1 protein-coding gene is annotated in these 237 nt (G+C 61.6%); it reads right to left on the bottom strand.

Translation table 11 applies throughout. From position 1 onward, the window contains the following. On the bottom strand, positions 1–180 hold a 180-nt coding region (locus KVS69_RS20545; RefSeq protein WP_217540195.1), incomplete at its 3' end, for a hypothetical protein. Positions 181–237: the final 57 nt, after the last annotated feature.

Genomic DNA, 237 nt, shown 5'->3' with positions numbered 1-237 from the left:
ATCGCGGCCGAGATTGTCGAGCCCGAAGAAAAATTGCGCATCCGCCTCCTGCCAGACGGCGCCGACCACGTCGGTTTCCCCATAGGGTGCGAAGAGCGGAGCGAAAATGGCGCAGAAGAAGGCGACCGCAATGCCGAGCATGCCGATCCAGGCGGTGATGGGGATATCGCGTGCTCTCATCGCGGATGCCTCAGGCGCGGATTGGCGATGATCGCGAGAATGTCTGCCAGCATGTTG

The sequence above is a fragment of the Stenotrophomonas sp. GbtcB23 genome (assembly GCF_019091045.1).
In the GTDB taxonomy this organism is placed as follows: domain Bacteria; phylum Pseudomonadota; class Gammaproteobacteria; order Xanthomonadales; family Xanthomonadaceae; genus Stenotrophomonas; species Stenotrophomonas rhizophila_A.
Note: the sequence above shows the minus strand (reverse complement) of the source record. Positions and strands in the feature narration are given on the sequence as shown.